Source organism: Streptomyces sp. NPDC051555, from assembly GCF_044454405.1.
Taxonomy (GTDB): domain Bacteria; phylum Actinomycetota; class Actinomycetes; order Streptomycetales; family Streptomycetaceae; genus Streptomyces.
On sequence record NZ_JBITDP010000024.1, the window covers coordinates 18,711 to 33,709 of the forward strand.

The 14,999-nt window shown below is 73.6% G+C and carries 12 protein-coding genes; 8 read left to right on the top strand and 4 right to left on the bottom strand.

Annotation, left to right across the window (positions count from 1 at the left end; all coding sequences use genetic code 11):
- Positions 1-325 precede the first annotated feature (325 nt).
- From ACIBEA_RS34760 to ACIBEA_RS34790, 7 genes are all read left to right on the top strand, one after another.
- Positions 326-1,294, top strand: coding sequence for a Zn-ribbon domain-containing OB-fold protein (locus tag ACIBEA_RS34760; protein ID WP_399267182.1), 969 nt, complete (start codon positions 326-328; stop codon positions 1,292-1,294).
- Positions 1,294-2,358, top strand: a complete 1,065-nt coding sequence (locus tag ACIBEA_RS34765; protein ID WP_399267183.1) for a thiolase domain-containing protein — start codon at positions 1,294-1,296, stop codon at positions 2,356-2,358. Before ACIBEA_RS34760 ends, ACIBEA_RS34765 begins: the two co-directional genes overlap by 1 nt.
- Positions 2,355-3,530 (top strand): thiolase domain-containing protein, encoded by a 1,176-nt coding sequence (locus ACIBEA_RS34770; RefSeq protein ID WP_399267184.1) that lies wholly within the window; start codon positions 2,355-2,357, stop codon positions 3,528-3,530. The genes ACIBEA_RS34765 and ACIBEA_RS34770 overlap by 4 nt, the downstream gene beginning before the upstream one ends.
- Before the next feature lie 144 nt (positions 3,531-3,674).
- Positions 3,675-3,902: a DUF397 domain-containing protein gene (locus tag ACIBEA_RS34775; protein WP_399267255.1), complete on the top strand. Its 228-nt coding sequence runs from the start codon at positions 3,675-3,677 to the stop codon at positions 3,900-3,902.
- A gap of 156 nt (positions 3,903-4,058) precedes the next feature.
- Positions 4,059-4,463, top strand: coding sequence for an ACT domain-containing protein (locus ACIBEA_RS34780; RefSeq protein WP_399267185.1), 405 nt, complete (start codon positions 4,059-4,061; stop codon positions 4,461-4,463).
- Between the two features lie 122 nt (positions 4,464-4,585).
- The gene (locus ACIBEA_RS34785; RefSeq protein ID WP_399267186.1) at positions 4,586-7,324 is read left to right on the top strand and encodes an ATP-binding protein; all 2,739 of its coding nucleotides are present in this window, start codon (positions 4,586-4,588) and stop codon (positions 7,322-7,324) included.
- Between the two features lie 103 nt (positions 7,325-7,427).
- Positions 7,428-7,928: a hypothetical protein gene (locus ACIBEA_RS34790; protein WP_354384530.1), complete on the top strand. Its 501-nt coding sequence runs from the start codon at positions 7,428-7,430 to the stop codon at positions 7,926-7,928.
- Positions 7,929-8,102: 174 nt separating this feature from the next.
- Here the strand turns inward: ACIBEA_RS34790 and kstD are convergent, their stop codons facing one another.
- Together kstD and ACIBEA_RS34800 are read right to left on the bottom strand one after the other, a co-directional pair.
- Positions 8,103-9,803 (bottom strand): 3-oxosteroid 1-dehydrogenase, encoded by a 1,701-nt coding sequence (gene kstD, locus ACIBEA_RS34795; protein ID WP_399267256.1) that lies wholly within the window; start codon positions 9,801-9,803, stop codon positions 8,103-8,105.
- 265 nt (positions 9,804-10,068) lie between these two features.
- Positions 10,069-11,193 (bottom strand): aminoglycoside phosphotransferase family protein, encoded by a 1,125-nt coding sequence (locus ACIBEA_RS34800; RefSeq protein WP_385778944.1) that lies wholly within the window; start codon positions 11,191-11,193, stop codon positions 10,069-10,071.
- 230 nt (positions 11,194-11,423) lie between these two features.
- Here ACIBEA_RS34800 and ACIBEA_RS34805 point away from each other — a divergent pair, with 230 nt between their 5' ends.
- On the top strand, positions 11,424-12,947 hold the full coding sequence (locus ACIBEA_RS34805; RefSeq protein WP_399267187.1) for a hypothetical protein: 1,524 nt from the start codon (positions 11,424-11,426) through the stop codon (positions 12,945-12,947).
- A 117-nt stretch (positions 12,948-13,064) separates the two neighbouring features.
- Here the strand turns inward: ACIBEA_RS34805 and ACIBEA_RS34810 are convergent, their stop codons facing one another.
- Both ACIBEA_RS34810 and ACIBEA_RS34815 read right to left on the bottom strand, forming a co-directional pair.
- Complete coding sequence (locus ACIBEA_RS34810; RefSeq protein WP_399267188.1) at positions 13,065-14,501, bottom strand: PP2C family protein-serine/threonine phosphatase; 1,437 nt, start codon at positions 14,499-14,501, stop codon at positions 13,065-13,067.
- Positions 14,502-14,678: 177 nt separating this feature from the next.
- Positions 14,679-14,927 (bottom strand): SCO4226 family nickel-binding protein, encoded by a 249-nt coding sequence (locus ACIBEA_RS34815; protein ID WP_385778938.1) that lies wholly within the window; start codon positions 14,925-14,927, stop codon positions 14,679-14,681.
- Positions 14,928-14,999 lie beyond the last annotated feature (72 nt).

Genomic DNA, 14,999 nt, shown 5'->3' on the forward strand with positions numbered 1-14,999 from the left:
CAGGTCGATCCGGCCCGGCAACCGATCCGGTACCGGGACAGGGCCGGCACGGAGTTCGGGACCGTCCTAAGAGGGGGCCCTACAGCAATCGGGCCCGTCGGCGGACGAGCCTGTCCCGCGAGCGGGGACGCCCGCGCCGTGGGCCCGGAGCCCGACCCGTACCGGGCCTGACCCGTACCGGGGACCGGTCGATCCCCCACCGCCCGCGCGAGGGCCCGCCGCACCGGACCGCCCAGTCCCCCGCAGGGGAGCCGCACCACAACACCCGCACCGGACCGCCCAGCCCCCCGCAGGGGATCGGCCCCGGAGAATCGGAGAGCACCCCATGACAGCCGCCCCCACACCGGAAGTGCTGCGCGCGCCCCTCGTCGTCGAGTTCCCCTTCACCCGCTCCCTCGGGCCCGTCCAGAGCGCCTTCCTCACCGGGCTGCGCGAGGGCGTCGTGCTCGGGGTGAGGACCACCGACGGGCGGGTGATGGTGCCGCCCGTCGAGTACGACCCGGTCACCGCCGAGGAGATCCGCGACCTCGTCGAGGTCGGCGCCACCGGGACCGTCACCACCTGGTCCTGGAACGCCGCCCCCCGCCCCCAGCAGCCGCTCGACACCCCCTTCGCCTGGGTGCTCGTCCGGCTCGACGGCGCCGACACCGCCCTGCTGCACGCCCTCGACGCGTCCGGCCCCGAGGCCGTCCACAGCGGGATGCGCGTCCGGGTCCGGTGGGCCGCGGAGCGCACCGGGGCCATCACCGACATCGCCTGCTTCGAGCCGTACGACGACGCGGCGCAGGACGCCGCCCCCGGGGGACGGCCGCACGACGGCGTCTTCGAGGACGCCGTCACCGGCATCGTCGCCCAGGCCCGCCTCGACTACGTCTACAGCCCCGGCCGCGCCCAGACCGCGTACATCAACGCCCTCGCCGAGCGCCGCACCGTCGGCGAGCGCTGCCCCTCCTGCCACAAGGTGTACGTCCCGCCGCGCGGCGCGTGCCCCACCTGTGGCGTCGCGACCACCGACCGGGTCGAGGTCGGCCCGGCGGGCACCGTCACCACCTACTGCATCGTCAACATCAAGGCCCGCAACCTCGACATCGAGGTTCCGTACGTCTACGCGCACATCGCCCTCGACGGCGCCGGGCTCGCCCTCCACGGCCGGATCGGCGGCATCCCCTACGACCAGGTCCGGATGGGCCTGCGCGTGGAGCCGGTCTGGACCGAGGGCGGCGGCCACCCCGACCACTACCGGCCCACGGGCGAGCCCGACGCCGACTACGACGTGTACAAGGAGCTGATCTGATGGCCCACGCACGCGCGTCCCGCGACGTCGCGGTCGTCGCCTTCGCGCAGAGCGACCACCTGCGCCGCACCGACGAACTGAGCGAAGTCGAAATGGTCATGCCGGTCCTCCACCAGGTCCTCGCCCAGACCGGGCTGAAGGCGGGGGAGATCGGCTTCACCTGTTCCGGATCCAGCGACTACCTCGCGGGCCGGGCCTTCTCGTTCACCATGACCCTCGACGGCGTCGGCGCCTGGCCGCCGATCTCCGAGTCGCACGTCGAGATGGACGGCGCCTGGGCGCTCTACGAGGCCTGGGTGAAGATCCGCACCGGCGAGGCCGACACCGCCCTCGTCTACTCCTACGGGAAGTCCTCGCCGGGATCCGTGCGCGACGTACTGACCCGCCAGCTCGACCCGTACTACCTCGCCCCCCTCTGGCCCGACTCGGTGGCCCTGGCCGCCCTCCAGGCGCAGGCGCTGATCGACGCGGGCGAGACCGACGAGGCGGCGCTGGCCGCCATCGCGGCCCGCAGCCGGGCGGCCGCCGCGGACAACCCGCACGCCCAGCTCGGCGGCTCCGTCCCGCAGGGCGACTACCAGGTCAGGCCGCTGCGCACGGGCGACTGCCCGCCCATCGGCGACGGCGCGGCCGCGGTGATCCTCGCGGCCGGTGACACGGCGCGCGCCCTGTGCGCCCGCCCCGCCTGGATCACCGGCATCGACCACCGCATCGAGGCGCACAGCCTGGGCCTGCGCGACCTCACCGATTCCCCCTCCACCCGGATCGCGGCCGAGCGCGCGGGTCTCTTCGACGCGCCCGTCGACACGGCGGAGCTGCACGCGCCCTTCTCCTCCCAGGAGGTGGTGCTGCGCAAGGCCCTCGGGCTCGGCGACGACGTGCGCGTCAACCCCTCCGGCGGGGCGCTCGCGGCCAACCCGATGATGGCGGCCGGACTCATCCGGATCGGCGAGGCCGCCGCCCGGATCCACCGAGGCGCCTCCGACCGGGCCGTCGCGCACGCCACCTCCGGCCCCTGCCTCCAGCAGAACCTGGTCGCCGTCCTGGAAGGGGACCGAGCATGAGCGCAACGGGCAAGGAGCCGGTCGCCGTCGTCGGCATCGGCCAGACCAAGCACGTGGCCGCCCGCCACGACGTCTCCATCGCCGGCCTGGTCCGTGAGGCGGCCGTGCGCGCCCTGGCCGACGCCGGTCTGACCTGGGCGGACATCGACGCCGTCGTCATCGGCAAGGCCCCCGACTTCTTCGAGGGCGTGATGATGCCGGAGCTGTACCTGGCGGACGCCCTGGGGGCGGTCGGCAAACCGATGCTGCGGGTGCACACGGCCGGTTCGGTGGGCGGCTCGACGGCGCTGGTCGCGGCCAACCTGGTCGCGGCCCGGGTCCACCGCACCGTGCTGACCCTCGCCTTCGAGAAGCAGTCCGAGTCCAATGCCATGTGGGGACTCTCCCTGCCGGTCCCCTTCCAGCAGCCGCTGCTGGCGGGCGCGGGCGGCTTCTTCGCCCCGCACGTGCGCGCGTACATGCGGCGCACCGGCGCGCCCGACACGGTCGGCTCGCTCGTCGCGTACAAGGACCGGCGCAACGCGCTCAAGAACCCCTACGCGCACCTGCACGAGCACGACATCACCCTGGAGAAGGTCCAGGCGTCGCCGATGCTGTGGGACCCGATCCGCTACTCCGAGACCTGCCCCTCCTCGGACGGCGCCTGCGCGATGATCCTCACCGACCGGGAGGGCGCGGCCCGTGCGCCGAAGCCGCCGGCCTGGGTGCACGGCGGGGCGATGCGCAGCGAGCCCACGCTCTTCGCGGGCAAGGACTTCGTCTCGCCGCAGGCGGGCAAGGACTGCGCGGCCGACGTCTACCGGCAGGCCGGCATCACCGATCCGCGCCGGGAGATCGACGCGGTGGAGATGTACGTGCCCTTCTCCTGGTACGAGCCGATGTGGCTGGAGAACCTCGGCTTCGCCGACGAGGGCGAAGGCTGGAAGCTGACCGAGGCCGGGGTCACCGAGATCGACGGCGACCTCCCGGTGAACCCGTCGGGCGGCGTCCTGTCGACCAACCCCATCGGCGCCTCCGGCATGATCCGCTTCGCGGAGGCCGCCCTCCAAGTGCGGGGACAGGCCGGAGAACACCAGGTGGACGGGGCGCGGCGGGCGATGGGGCACGCCTACGGCGGCGGTGCGCAGTTCTTCGCGATGTGGCTGGTGGGAGCGGAGGAACCGGCCAACTGAGGCACCCGGAGCGGAAATCGGTTTCCGGACAGCGGAGCCGGACGGGCCGCGCGGTGACGCACCGCGGCCTGTCCGGCACGGCCGGTGGTGGTTAACCTTGCCCCCGGACGACGTACCGGGAGGAGCACGCACGTGGCCGAGAGCATGACTTCGAAGCCCTATGCCGGCTGGGACAAGCCGGAAATCGATCTCAGCGGGGCGCAGTGGCAGTCGAGCAGCCGGGGAGCCGGTGACGTCCAGATCGCCTTCGTCGAGGGCTTCATCGCGATGCGCAACAGCGGGCGGCCCGAGAGCCCCTCGCTGATCTTCGCGCCGGACGAGTGGCGCAAGTTCGTCCTGAACGCGCGCGGCGGCGAGTTCGACCTGACGTAGCCACGGACGGCGCACCACCGGGGCGCGTGCCGCAGCCCCGGTGGAGCCGTCCCGCGCCGCCGCGCCGCCGCCCTCCATGCCACCGCGACCGAGCCCCATGCCCCTCCGCCAGGGCTGCCGAACCGGTCATAGCGGGAGGAAAGGTAGGGTGCGGGCATGAGCGGAGAGAGCGACCTGAGGAAACTGCTGAGCGGCATGCGCCCCGAGCTGAACGAGGGGCGGTACGTCTTCTGCACCGTCCCGGGACCGGCGGCCCCGGCCGGGGTCACCCCGGTGGCCACCGTGCTGGAGTCCGAGGGCCTGACCCTGGTGCTGCGCCAGGAGGAGGCGGACGGCGCCGGACTGGCGTACGACTACGTGGCCGGGTGGATCACCCTGCGCGTCCACTCCGCCCTCGATGCCGTCGGCCTGACCGGAGCCTTCGCCGCGGCCCTCGCCGCGCACGGCCTCAGCTGCAACGTGATCGCCGGATACCACCACGACCACCTCTTCGTGGCCGTCGAGCGGGCCGCGGAGGCGGTCGCGGTACTGGAGGCGCTGGCCGCCGAATCGGCTGAATAACGCCGTACGGATAAGATTTCGATCTTTCCCGAACCGCGGGCTTCCTTCGAGCTCAAGCGGGCGTACGCTGATCCCCCGAACAGGTCTGGGGGGTACCAGTCATGACGGAACGCCGGACCCGCATGCGGCGCGTATTGTTCGAACGAGATGTCGAACTGGCCCTCGTGGACGAGGCGTTGGACCAGCTCGCCGGAGCCCGACCCGGCAGCGGTCCCGCAGTGACTTACGGAGCCAGGGCCGGCTCGGGCCACGGGGCGAGCGGCGGCGCGCTCCTCGCCTTCTCCGGCCCCGCGGGACTCGGCAAGACCACCCTGCTCGCCGAGGTGCGCCGGCGGGCCCGCGCCCGCGCCTGCACCCTGCTGGCCGCCCGCGGCGGCGAACGGGAACATGGCCAGCCCTTCCACGTCGCCCGCCAACTGATCCAGCCCCAGCTGGCCGGCCGCTCCGAAGCCGAACTGCGCGCCGCCCTCGGCAGCTGGTACGCCATCGTCGGCCCCGCCCTCGGGCTCTGCGCCCCCGAGGAAGGCGCGCCCCCCGACCCGCAGGGCCTGCGCGACGGCCTCGACTGGGTCCTCACCCACCTCGCCGTCCAGCGCGCCCCGGTGGTCCTGGTCCTCGACGACGCCCACTGGGCGGACCCCGAGTCGCTCGGCTGGCTCGCCGCCTTCGCACCCCGCACCGAGCAGCTCCCGCTGCTCCTCGTCGTCGCCTACCGCCCCGACGAACTGCCCTTCCACGCCGAGGCGTTCCGCACCCTGCCCGGCCGCGCGGGCAGACGCCCGCTCACCCTCGCCCCGCTCACCGCGGCCGCCGTCGGCCGGCTCCTGCGCGACGAGGTCGGCGACCACGCCGACGACGCCTTCTGCCGGGAGGCCTGGGCGGTCACCGCGGGCAACCCCTTCGAGGCCGTCGAGCTGAGCGCCAAGGTCCACGACCGCGGCCTCGCCCCGGTCGAATCCAGCGCCCCGCTGCTGCGCGACCTCGCCGCCGCCCAGCGCGGCAGCGGCCTGGTGACCCGCCTCGAACGACTCGGACCCTCCACCGTCCGCTTCGCCTGGGCCTGCTCCGTCCTCGGCACGGCCATCCCGCGCGACCTGGCCGCCCGGGTGGCCGGGCTCGGCACCGAAGTGGCCGTCGACGCCACCGAACGGCTGCGCGGCGCCCGCATCCTCTGCGCCGCGGCCGAGCAGGAGGGCGGTCCCGGAGCCGACGGGGGTCCGGAGCCCGACGGCGGTCTCGAATTCGTCCACCCGCTGATCGCCACCGCGATCTACCGGGCCATCCCCGACGGCCTGCGGGTCGCCCTGCACGGTCAGGCCGCGGTGGCCGTAGTCGACGGCGGCCTGGGCGCCTCCGCGGCCGCCCGCCACCTCCTGGAGGCCCACCCCGAGAACGACCCCTGGGTGGTGCGCACGCTGCGCGAGGCCGCCCGCGAGAACCTGCGGGCCGGAGCGCCCGAAGCCGCCCGCCGCCAGCTCGCCCGCGCCCTGCGCGAACCCCCGGACTTCGACGAGCGGGCCGCCGTCCTGTACGAACTGGGCTGCGCCTCGCTGCTCACCGAACCCGCGAACACCGTGAACCACCTGCGCGCCGCCCTCGCCGAACCCGCCCTGGACCCGGCGCTGCGCCAGGGCATCGTGATCCGGCTCGCCCAGGTGCTCGCGCACAGCGACCGGCTCGCCGAGGCCTGCGACGCGCTGGCCCGGGAGATCCCGCACACCCCCGACGTCCGGGGCCGGCTGCGGCTCCAGTCCGAGCAGTTCATGTGGGGCGCCTTCAACGCCGCCGAACCCGACTCCCCGGCGCGCTCCCGCCGCCTCGCCCGGCTCGCCGACCGGCTCACCGGCCGTGACCTCACCGAGCGGTACGTGATCGGACTGCGCGCCTGGGACGCGACGCTGCGCGGCGAGCCCGTGGACGTGGTCCTGCACCACGCCGGGCGCGCCCTGGCCGACGGCTTCAGCTGGGCCCACGAGGACCGCGGGTTCGAGGTCCCGGTGCTGGCCGCGATGGCCCACATGTACGCCGACCGGCCCGAGCGCGCCGAGGAGCTCTTCGAGGCGGGCACCGCCGAATTCGAGCGCCAGGGCTGGCGCGGGGCGCACCTGTCCTTCGCCTACAGCCTGCGCGCCTACATCCGCTACCGCTCCGGGCGCCTGGTGGAGGCCGAGGAGCTGGCCCGGGCCGGACTGCGGCTCGCCGAGCGGGTGGGCCGCCGCACCCCCGTGCACTGGTACGCCATCGCCATCCTGGTCGAGACCCTGCTGGCCCGCGGCCGCGCCGAGGAGGCCTGGGACCTGGCCCGCGCACACGAGTTCGCGGAGCCGTTCCCGGCGGCCGTGGTCTTCCCCGACTCCCAGACCGTGTACGCGGAACTGCTGCTGGCCCGGGGCAACACGGCGGCGGCGATCGCGGAGTTGGAGGCGGTGGACCGGCGGCTGACCCCGCGCGGCATCCAGAACCCGGCCTGGTGCCCCTGGCAGCTGCACCTCGCCCTGGCCGTGGCGCCGGAGGAACCGGCCCGCGCCCGCGCGCTGGCCGCCGACGCGCTCCGGCGGGCCCGGGTCTTCGGGGCGCCGTCGGCCGTCGGGCAGGCCCTGCGGGTGGCGGCGCAGGTGGGGCCGCGCTCCCGGCGGGTGGAACTGCTGGAGGAGTCGGTGGCCCTGCTGAGCGGCTCTCCGGCCGGGTACGAGCTGTGCCGCTCGCTCCTGGACCTGGGGGTGGCCCGGCGGGACCCGGCGCTGCTGGAGCGGGCCGCGGCGGTGGCGTTGTCCTGCGGGGCCGACGGCGTGGCCGCCGCGGTCGGGGCGGCCGTCGCCACCGCCGGGCGCGCCCCGGTCACGGCGCGGTCCGGCTCGTGACGGTGCGGTGCCCCCGGGTGCCCCCGGGGGGCTGCGAACGGGGGTTCGGGGGCGCTGCGGGGGCCCGGGGCGGAAAACCCATGCGGCCACGTACCATGGCCACATGTCCTTCCTCCGCCGCCGCAGCGCCGCCACTCCCGCGGGCCCGGACTTCGATGTCCTGGCCATGGACCCGGGCGACTGGCCGGGCAACCTCGGGGCCGGGCTGCTCCCCGCTCCCGACGGCAGCTGTCAGGGTGTCTTCCTGCGCTACGACCTCTTCGGCGGCCGCGGCCCCGCGATGATCATCGGCAACCTCCCCGAGGGCTCCCCGGCCCGGGAGCTCGCCGACAAGGAGGTCCCCTTCGAGGTGGCCCAGCTCCTCCTCGCCCTGGAGAACGACGAGGACGTCGAGGTCACCGGCGCCGAGGACTGCCCCGTCATGCAGGGCGACAACCTCCTCATCGTCCGCAAGGTGAAGCTGTCCGAGTCCCGGATCTCCTGCGTGCAGTTCGACCGCAGCGACAACGTGCTGGTCACCATCGCCAGCTGGGACCGCCCCATCACCGACGACCTCTACGCACTGCTCAAGCCGCTCCCCGCGGAACTGTTCCAGCAGGGCTGAGCCCGCCGAAATCCAGCCCCGCCGGCGTTTGAGGCGCCCCCGGAGGGCAGACGGAGCCGCACCCGGCCCCGAGAGGCCCCCCGGGGGGACGCGCCCGCACCGTCGCGGGGCGACCCTGAGTCGTCGAGCGGCGGCCCGGAGCCGCCGCAGCGCGGTCCCGGGCCGCCGCCACCGCTACGCGTCCGCGATGTCGTTCGCCGCCACGTAGCCGAAGGTCATCGCCGGCCCGATCGTCGAACCCGCCCCCGCGTAGCTGTGTCCCATCACGGCCGCGCTCGCGTTGCCCGCGGCCCACAGGCCCCGGATCACCGAGCCGTCCTCCCGCAGTGCCCGCGCCCGCGCGTCCGTCACGATGCCGCCCTTGGTGCCCAGGTCACCGGGGACGATCTTGAACGCGTAGAACGGTGGCGCCCACACCGGGGCCAGGCAGGAGTTCGGGTGCACGCCCGGGTCCGTGTAGTAGTGGTCGTAGGCCGTGTCCCCCCGGTGGAAGTCGGGGTCGGTCCCGCTCCACGCCTGTGCGTTGAACCGGTTGAGCGTGGCCCGCAGCGCGGCCGCCGGCACCCCGATCTGCCCCGCCAGGGCGTCCCAGGACCACGCCTTCTTCGCCGCGCCGGACTCGTACCAGGAGTCCGGGAAGACGATCGTCGGCAGGACGTCCTTGAACAGGTACTTGTTGCGGTAGTTCTGGTCCACGATCAGCCACGCCGGAATGTGCGAGCCCGTGCCGCGGTCCTTCTCGTACATCACGTGCACCACGTCGCTGTACGGGGCCGCCTCGTTGACGAACCGCGCCCCGGCCCCGTTGACGATCAGGCCGCCGGGCAGGGTGCGCTCGGCCAGGCAGAAGTACGGCTCGCCCGGCAGCGGGATCGACGGTCCCCACCAGGCGTCCTCCATCAACGCGAGCGCCGCCCCGGCCCGGCTGCCCGCCCGGATGCCGTCGCCCGTGTTCTCCTTCGCACCCACCGACCACTGCGTGCCGATCGGCTGCTGCTGGTACTGCGCCCGCATCTCGGCGTTGTGCTCGAAGCCGCCCGAGCCGATGACCACGCCGCGCCGGGCCCGTACGACGCCCCGCGCGCCGTCCTTCTCGACGACGACCCCGGTCACCGCACCCCCCTCCTGCACCAGGTCCACCAAGGGGCTGTTCAGCCAGAGGGGCACCCCGGCCCGCAGCAGCCCGGCCCGCAGGCCGGTGGCGAGCGCCTGGCCCATGGTGAGCGGCTTCTGGCCGCACAGCGCGGCCGCCGTGCCGCGCGCCAGGCACTCGGTGGACATCGCCAGGCCCTTGGCGCTGACCGCCGCCAGGTTGAGCCACTTGTAGTCCTGGCTGAAGACGACCATCCCGGCCGGGACGGGCAGGTACGCGGGGTTCAGGTGGGCCAGTTCGGCGCCCAGGATGTTCCCGTCGATCTGGTCCGGTTCGATGGAGCGGCCGTTCGGCAGGCCGCCCGGCAGGTTGGGGTAGTAGTCGCTGTAGCCGTCCATGAAGCGGAACTTCAGCGGGCTGTGCGCCATGACGAAGTCCAGCATCCGCGGACCGTTCGCCAAGAACGCCTGCTGGCGGGCGGCCGGTACGCCCGGTCCCACCACCGCCGAGAGGTAGGCGGCGGCCTTCGCCGGCGTGTCCGGCACCCCCGCCCCCAGGATCACCGAGTTGTTCGGCAGCCAGATGCCCGCGCCCGAACGCGCGGCGGAGCCGCCGAAGGTGGGCGCCTTCTCGACCACCAGCACGCTCAGGCCGCGCCCCGCGGCGGTCAGCGCGGCGGTCATCCCGGAGGCGCCGGAGCCGACCACCACGACGTCGTACTCGCCGAGCGGGGGCACGTCGGCGGCCCGCGCCAGGGCGGACGGCAGGCCGGCGGCCAGCATCCCGGCGCCGGTACCGGCCAGGACCGTGCGCCGGGAAGGGGAGGTCGGTCTTGCGGACATGGGCGGGCTCCAGCGGTGTGGGGAGGGAGGGCGGCTCTCCAGCATTTCTGATGCTGAGTCAGAAAAGGTGTTCGGGGGATCATGTGATGTCAAGACATACGCAGGGGTAGCGAGTGCCCCCGGAACGTGCGAAATCCCGTGGCGCACACACCGAGTGTGTGCACCACGGGATTCCCGGGCCTCGTGACCCCCGCCCGGCGGGGCGTCAGCGCGTGCCGACCGCCGCCCGGACCGCCCTGCGGGCCATCCCGCAGTCGTCGTGCAGCCGGCGCAGCAGCAGGCGGTGCTCCTCACCGCTCGACAGGGCTCCCGAGGGCAACGGCTGGGTCGGAGCGGCCGCCGCCATCGAGCGCTGCACCGCCGTCTCCGCCATCCGGATCTCCCGGGTCAGCACCAGCATCAGGTTGACCAGGAAGGCGTCCCGGGAGGCCGGGCCCGCCGACTGGGCCAGCCTGCTGATCTGCCCGCGGGCGACCGGGGCGTCGCCCAGCACCGTCCACAGCGTCGCCAGGTCGTACCCGGGCAGGTACCAGCCCGCGTGCTCCCAGTCGAGCAGCACCGGACCGGCGGGGGAGAGCAGCAGGTTCGACAGCAGCGCGTCGCCGTGGTTGAACTGCGGCTGCACCCCGCCCATCTTCAGCCCGTGCAGCAGCTTCTGCAGGTCGCCGAGGTCCCGGTCGGTGAGCAGACCCAGCTCGTGGTAGCGCGAGATCCGGGAGGCGTACTCCAGGGGCCGGCCGAAGAGCTCACCCGGCGGCCGCCACTGGTTGACCCGGCACACCGCGCCCAGCGCCGCCCGTACGTCCGGCCGCGGCGGGGCCTCGACCGGGTGCCGCTGCAAAGCGGCGACCCGGCCCGCCATCCGTTCCACGATCAGTACGCAGTTCTCGGGGTCCGCGGCGATCAGCCGCGGCACCCGGACCGGCGGGCGGTGCCGGACGAAGGCCCGGTACGACGCTATTTCGTGCCGGTACCGCTCGCGCCATTCAGGCGAGTGGTCCAGTAAGACCTTCGCGACCGCCGTCATCCGTCCTGTGGTGCCCACCAGGAGGACCGAGCGGCCACTGCGGCGCAGCACCTGCACCGGCGCGAACTCCGGACAGATCCGCTGCACCGAGGCGAGCGCGGTGCGCAGTTGCGCCCCCTGCGGCCCCGACAGGTCGATTCTGCCGCTGATCTGCTGGCCCCCGTTGCCCGGCATCCGCCGTGCCCGTACGGCGGCCTGCGCCGGGTTGGAGGGGCGGCCGGGTTCGAGGTAGGGGCCGCCGCCCGCCTGGAAGGTGCGGTGCGGCCGGACGGGCGCGGACACGGAGGACGTTGCTGCGTACATGATGATACGGATCCCTTCGTGCGCCGACGAGTTGCGTACGCCGCCCCGCTCGATCCCGTACATCACCCTGGGGAGTTCCGCCGGTGACCGGGTCGGGGAGGCGCATTCCTACCTGACACCCGACTGCGGGTGGCACACCATCTGGCGCACCCTGGCGAACCCTGGCGAATAGTCGCTCGGCATCTGACGGGGGGTTACTGTCAACTCAGCCGAGAACCTGGGGGCTTGACGTGAGCAAAGGACCCAACACCCGCCTGTCCGATCTGTTCGGGCTGGCCGGGTGGTCCAAAGGCGAACTCGCGAGGATGGTCAACCGGCAGGCGGCGGCCATGGGCCACCACCAGCTGGCCACCGACACCTCGCGGGTGCGGCGCTGGATCGACGTGGGGGAGACCCCGCGCGAACCGGTGCCGACCGTACTGGCAGCCCTGTTCACCGAGCGGCTCGGTCGTGTCGTGACCATCGAGGACCTCGGGTTCGTACGGCAGCGGCGCACATCGGCACGGAACCAGGACGGGGCGAAGGAGAACCCGGACGGCCTGCCATGGGCGCCCGAACGCACGGCCGCGGTCCTCACCGAATTCACGGGAATGGACCTCATGCTCAACCGTCGCGGTCTGATGGGCGCGGGCGCCGCGCTCACCGCCGGCTCCTCCCTCACCAACGCCATGCACGACTGGCTGCACTCCGACCCCCTGCCCGCCACCCCCGCGCCACGCTTCGGCGGCGACGGGTTCCAGGCCGACCCCGCGGGCTACGACCGCTACGAGGCCGCGCCCATCGGTTCACAGGAGATCGAAGCGCTGGAGCGCTCCGTGGAAGTCTTCCGGGCCTGGGACGCCTCCAGAGGAGGTGGGCTCCAGCGCAAGGCCGTCGTGGGCCAGCTGAACGAGGTGGGCGGCATGCTCGCCTACCACCACCCGGACCACCTCCAGCGCAGGCTCTGGGGGGTGGCGGCCAACCTGGCGGTCCTGGCGGGCTGGATGTCGCACGACGTCGGTCTCGAACCCACCGCGCAGAAGTACTTCGTCATCGCCGCGCACGCGGCCCGCGAGGGCGGCGACCGGCCGCGGGCCGGCGAGGCGCTGTCCCGCGCCGCGCGCCAGATGGTCCACCTGGGCAAGCCCAACGAGGCCCTGGACCTGATGAAGCTGGCCCAGTCCGGCTCGGGCGAGGAGACCCTGCCGCGCACCCGCGCCATGCTGCACACCATCGAGGCCTGGGCGCAGGCCGCCATGGGCAAGGGTCAGGCGATGCGGCGCACCCTCGGCGAGGCCGAGGACCTGTTCGTGTCCGACAAGAGCGACGTGCCGCCGCCCAGTTGGATGCAGCACTTCGACGAGGCCGACCTGCACGGCATGCAGGCGCTGGCCTTCCGCACCCTGGCCGACCACGATCCGAGCGCGGCCCCGATCGCCCAGCAGCACGCGCGCGAGGCACTGCGGTTGCGCGCGGCCGGACACCAGCGTTCGCAGATCTTCGACTACATCTCGATGGCCTCGGCCTGCTTCCTCGCCGACGACCCGGAGCAGGCCGACCGCTACGCACGCCTCGCGCTGGTCTCCATGAACGAGACCTCCTCGCACCGCACCTGGGACCGGCTGCGCGAGATGTACCGGCTGACCGGCCAGTACGCCGGCTACGGACGCATCGAGGAACTGCGCCAGGAGATCAAGATGGCCCTGCCGACCCGACCGGTACGAACGGTGCGCGGGTACCGGGGCGCCGGCAGCGCGTCGGGGACCCAGATCTGACGGGGATGCCCGGACAGCCGCACCCGGAGGAGCACGGACACGATCACGGAAACGACCAAGGCCGCGCCTGGCGGCGCGGCCCCGAACCATCGCTTCGCCGCCCCGTGGGCGGCGGGCTCAGTCCCCTACCCTGGCGACCAGTACGCAGGCGTCGTCCTCGCGCCCGGTCTCGCCGAACTCCTCGATGACCGCACGGACACAGTCCTGGGCCGAGCGGGCCCGCGCGAACCGCGGCGCGAGCGCCAGCAGCCGCTCGGCCCCGTCGGCCTGCCCGAACCCGAGGCCGCGCGGGGTCAGCCCGTCCGTGTGCAGGACGAGCACGTCCGCGACCTCGAGCCGTTCCTCGCGCTGCCCGTACGCCGCCCCGGAGGTCGCGCCAAGCAGGATGCCCTCCGGCGGCTGCAGGGCCCGGCCGCGGCCGCCCCGGAAGAGCAGCGGGGGCGGGTGACCCGCCTGGGCCCAGGTGAGCACCCGGCCGGCGGGGTCGTAGCCACAGCACACCGCGGAGCCGAGGGCGGGCTGGACCGAGGTCTCCAACAACCGGTTCAGCCAGCCCATCAGCGGGCCCGGTTCGATCCCGGCCATCGCCATGCCGCGCAGCGCGCCGAGCATCATCGCCATCCCGGAGGTGGCGGTGACCCCGTGTCCGGTGAGGTCGCCGACCGTCAGCATCGAGCGCCCGTCCGGGAGTTCCAAAGCGTCGTACCAATCGCCGCCGATCAGCGCGCTCGTCGCCGAAGGGAGGTAGTGGGCCGCCACGTCCAGCGCGCCGGAGCCGGCGCGCGGGGAGTGCGGCATGCCGCCCCACGGGGGGAGCACGGCCTCCTGGATCTCCACCGCCAGCCGGTGCTCGGTCTGGGCGATCTGCCGTTGGAGCTGGAGCGAGTCACGGCTCTCGCGCACCGCGCGCTCGCTGCGCCGCAGGTCGCTCACGTCGCGCAGCACGGCCCACATGGACGCCGTACACCCGTCGGAGTCGTCCATGACGGGCTCGCCGCGCATGTGCAGGGTGCGGACGCGTCCGTCGGCGCGGACGATGCGGAACTCGCCGTCGATGGCCTTGCCGTCGACCAGACAGGCCGTCACCATCGCGGTGAGCAGGGGCTGGTCCTCGGCGAAGAGGGTGGATCCGAGCTCGTCCAGGGAGAGCGGGCCGGCCTCCGGGGAGCGGCCGAAGATCAGGAACAGTTCGTCGGACCAGCGGACCTCGTCCGTGACCAGGTTCCACTCGGCGCTGCCGACCCGGGTCTGCTGGTTGTCGGCCGTCGGTTCCGGCGCGGGCTGGAAGGCCGCCGGGCCGGGCGCCTGTGCGGGGACGGCGGGCAGCCCTTCCTTGAGCTGGCCCAAGTGTTCGCCGAGGTCGTCGAGTTGGTGCACCGCGAGGTCGCACAGCGCGCGCTGCCATCGTCCCTGCGCGTCGTCGTCATCCACGACGGTGTCACGGCGGACCGCGTCCACGTCGCCCCGCAACCGTCGGGTCTGGGTGATCAGCGCGTCCACCGACCCTGGGCCGGGGGGTTGCGCGGGACGGTCCGCGAACAGGTGGGGAGGCATGAGAACTCCGATACAGGCGCGGCACGGCCAAGTCTGAAGGAAGGACCGGTTACGACTGTTGCACAGACGGCAATGGGCTGTAAGCCGTTTGGCAACATCAGGGCCGTTCCTGCCTGCGGCATATGCCAAAGGCCTCCCGTCCCCCCCTTGGCTGTGCGAACGGTTCAGGTCAACGCGTCAGACGCTGACGGGAACCGGGTGGATCTCGCTGGCCGGGTGCCCGGCCCGCTCGTGGATCCGCTGGACCGCATCGGCCGAAGGTGCCTCGGAGAGGCAGTACACCGTGCCCGACCCGGGGTCGGCCCACGCGCGCTCGAAGTGCACCCCCTCTTCCGCCTCGATCGCCAGGTCCGCCCGGTGGGCGGCCGAGAGCTGATCCTCGGTGATGCCGTGCATGCCGTGATGGACGTCCATGAACAGGGCCACCGCGCTCCACCTCCTCACTGTCCTGTCGTGTCCGGTGGTGCTCCTTCCATGGTCCGCCCGCGCGGCCGGTGC

What these genes read in the sequence shown, in the direction of transcription:
- ACIBEA_RS34800 (WP_385778944.1), bottom strand. Translation starts at nt 11,193, where the DNA reads ATGTACGCAGCAACGTCCTCCGTGTCCGCGCCCGTCCGGCCGCACCGC.
- ACIBEA_RS34785 (WP_399267186.1), top strand. Translation starts at nt 4,586, where the DNA reads ATGCGGCGCGTATTGTTCGAACGAGATGTCGAACTGGCCCTCGTGGAC.
- ACIBEA_RS34770 (WP_399267184.1), top strand. Translation starts at nt 2,355, where the DNA reads ATGAGCGCAACGGGCAAGGAGCCGGTCGCCGTCGTCGGCATCGGCCAG.
- kstD (WP_399267256.1), bottom strand. Translation starts at nt 9,803, where the DNA reads ATGCTGGCCGCCGGCCTGCCGTCCGCCCTGGCGCGGGCCGCCGACGTG.
- ACIBEA_RS34810 (WP_399267188.1), bottom strand. Translation starts at nt 14,501, where the DNA reads ATGCCTCCCCACCTGTTCGCGGACCGTCCCGCGCAACCCCCCGGCCCA.
- ACIBEA_RS34760 (WP_399267182.1), top strand. Translation starts at nt 326, where the DNA reads ATGACAGCCGCCCCCACACCGGAAGTGCTGCGCGCGCCCCTCGTCGTC.
- ACIBEA_RS34790 (WP_354384530.1), top strand. Translation starts at nt 7,428, where the DNA reads ATGTCCTTCCTCCGCCGCCGCAGCGCCGCCACTCCCGCGGGCCCGGAC.
- ACIBEA_RS34765 (WP_399267183.1), top strand. Translation starts at nt 1,294, where the DNA reads ATGGCCCACGCACGCGCGTCCCGCGACGTCGCGGTCGTCGCCTTCGCG.
- ACIBEA_RS34775 (WP_399267255.1), top strand. Translation starts at nt 3,675, where the DNA reads ATGACTTCGAAGCCCTATGCCGGCTGGGACAAGCCGGAAATCGATCTC.
- ACIBEA_RS34780 (WP_399267185.1), top strand. Translation starts at nt 4,059, where the DNA reads ATGAGCGGAGAGAGCGACCTGAGGAAACTGCTGAGCGGCATGCGCCCC.